Genomic DNA, 2,642 nt, shown 5'->3' on the forward strand with positions numbered 1-2,642 from the left:
GTGAGCGGCTGAGCGTGAGCGGAGGGGCCCGGCCCCGGAGGGGAGCGAAAGCGGGGACAGTTCAAATACCCGGGCCGGCGTGCAGGGGGCGGCCCAAGCCCCCCTGCAACCCCCTGTGAGCCAGGTCACCAAAAACCTGAAGTATCGGATATGGGTTAAGACCTACATATCCCAGGGCAACATGTTAGAGTGGCCGTATGACGCCGAAAAACCCCCGTGCCGCCTCATGGGAGGCCGCATGGCTGCCGAGACGCCCCCTCAGCGGCCGTGAAAAATCGGGCCCCTACCGTCGGCGGCCGCGAGATGAGGCCCTTACTGACCCCCTCATCGAGGCCAACCCCCTTGTCAAGAAGAGCTTGGTGATCGTGGACGTTGACACCACGGAGGTCGAGGGCCTGACCACCCTGCTCGGCCTGCCCCACGAGTCCTGGGCTGTCCGACGACGAGGCCCCGTCGGGACCGGACATCTCGGATGGGCACTCACCGCCCCCGTCTGCCTGACCGACGCCGCCCGACGCCGCCCCGTCCGCCTCCTGGCCCGCATCGAGACCGGCCTGACCGACGTCTTGGGGGCCGACACTGCCTACACCGGCCGCATCACCCGAAATCCCATCCACCCTGGCCCACACCGGCACACCCTGTGGGACCAGGACCACGAGACCATCCCGACCTACAGTCTGCGCGACCTCGCCAGCCCCCTGGAGGCACTCGGCGCACTGCCCGCCTGGGACGACCCCAGACCACGCAAATCCTCCGGGATCGGCCGCAACGTCGACATCTTCGACCGCACCCGATCCTGGGGATACCGCGCCATCCGCCGCTACTGGACCGACGACCCCGAGACCTGGGCCCAGATCGTCGAGGCCAGAGCCACCATGCTCAACCACGCCCTAGAAAACGAAGGCAGAACGCCCCTGCCTGCCATGGAGATACACCACCTATCCAGATCCATCGCCAAATGGATCTGGAAAAGATTCACCCCGACAGAATTCTCAAAAATCCAATCCACACGAGCAAAAATAAGCGGACCAACACGTCAAAAGAAAAGTGCCAATATTATCCAGGAGGCTCTCAATGGCAACGTATAAGCGTATCGATCGTGGGAAAGAAAGCATTAGAGGACTCTCTGAGAAAACCGGTCTAAGCATCGCCACGATCCGTCGTCACACGTCGCTGCCTCGTGATGAGTGGCTCACCAAGAAAGCCAGTGAGCGTGAGGCGATCCTCGTCTACCACGACGATGAGGGGCATTCCTGGACCCAGACCGCCGCGCATTTCGGTCTCCACGTCGACACCGTCCGACGACGCGCCCGCCGCGCCCGCAGAGACCGCGCAGCAGCACAGGCCGCCACAGCAGCCGACACCCACGAGGACCCGCAGTCCTCGACCTGACACCCACAGGATGTCACCGCCTCCCTTCACGATTGCTGCCCGCGACGGGGAGGCATTCCTATGTCCACTTTTCCCAGCAAAACCAACAGCACACCCAATAACTTAGGTAAACCTTACCCACCCATAACTCTCCGGCGTGATGCTGGGCGTACCCCTGGGCATAGGGCCCGGCGTAACCCCCAGCGTAACCCTTTGCGTAACCCTTTGCGTAAGGCTGCGCGTAACCCTCCGCGTAGGGGTTGGCGTAAGGGCGCGCGTAACCCAGGGCGTGACACCGGGCACACCACCCGGCACCACCCGAAACCTGCCCCTACCAGCAGCAATACAGCCCACCGCAGCACACCCGAAAAACGCGCGGGGAAAGCGCCCGGGAATGAGCGGGAGGGGAGGGGGCGCGTCTCTGAGGGGGTGGGGTAGGGGCGACGGGGATATTCCCGTCACCCCCTACCTTCTCCTACAGCCCCAGAAAACGAACTAAAGCGGCCAACAGATCCAGCACCTTATCGGGATTGGTCACCGCCCAAAAAACCACCAACCCAGCCCCCTTGAGCGCCAGCGCCCCCCAGCATCGCTTTTCGGGTGCTCTCTCGACCGTCGTCACAGTCACCGTCTCGACCCGCCCCACGAGCCGCCCACGACGACCATACGACCGCGCCACGCTCTCCGTACGGGAAACCTCCAAACCCCCCTTAAACTCCTCACGTCCACTAAACATCTCGGTTACCTCCATTAAATTATTGAACAATTATTCCTGTTCACACCTTAATTATAACAAAATTGCTCACATCTTGCAAGCCTTTTATGCAATAACCGCAGGTCAACCCACAATCAAGGCACACCAAGGACGCCAGCAACGCCCCCGACACCCCCAATATCAGCAACCAAGAGCGCGAACAGGGGCGGAGAAGGAGGAAGAGGGGAGGGGCCCCAAGGGTGGGTGAGGCAGAAACCCCAGAAAATCAACCCAAAACCACTTGACACTAGCCTTAACTAAAAGTAGAGTTATGGGTATCAGGCAGGGGACCTCCCTCCCGAGCTGGGAATTAGTTTCTGAGCACAACAGAATTGAGCCCCTTCCGGCGGCAACCGGAAGGGGCTCGGGAAGGAATCACGATGGCCATCACTGAAATTACCGCCATCATCGCGCTCATCACCACAACGGCGATGGGCCTCCCGAACACGATCGTAGCAGCGATCACCCTCTACCGGACCCTCAAGTCCGGGCACGGCCGCCACCGCAAGTGAGGCCA

Annotated in this window: 3 protein-coding genes; all 3 read left to right on the forward strand. The window is 61.6% G+C overall.

Features of this window, described 5'->3' with window-relative positions; translation table 11 throughout:
• Nucleotides 1-197 precede the first annotated feature (197 nt).
• The 3 genes from FK256_RS13925 (at nucleotide 198) to FK256_RS14800 (ending at nucleotide 2,637) form a co-directional block, all read left to right on the forward strand.
• A complete protein-coding gene (locus FK256_RS13925; RefSeq protein WP_141425163.1) occupies nucleotides 198-1,088 on the forward strand; it encodes a replication initiation protein in 891 nt (296 codons plus the stop codon).
• Nucleotides 1,075-1,392 (forward strand): sigma factor-like helix-turn-helix DNA-binding protein, encoded by a 318-nt coding sequence (locus tag FK256_RS13930; RefSeq protein ID WP_141425164.1) that lies wholly within the window; start codon nucleotides 1,075-1,077, stop codon nucleotides 1,390-1,392. Before FK256_RS13925 ends, FK256_RS13930 begins: the two co-directional genes overlap by 14 nt.
• 1,113 nt (nucleotides 1,393-2,505) lie before the next feature.
• The gene (locus FK256_RS14800; protein WP_280525792.1) at nucleotides 2,506-2,637 is read left to right on the forward strand and encodes a hypothetical protein; all 132 of its coding nucleotides are present in this window, start codon (nucleotides 2,506-2,508) and stop codon (nucleotides 2,635-2,637) included.
• Nucleotides 2,638-2,642: the final 5 nt, after the last annotated feature.

The sequence above is a fragment of the Actinomyces johnsonii genome, from assembly GCF_006546835.1.
Lineage (GTDB): Bacteria > Actinomycetota > Actinomycetes > Actinomycetales > Actinomycetaceae > Actinomyces > Actinomyces johnsonii.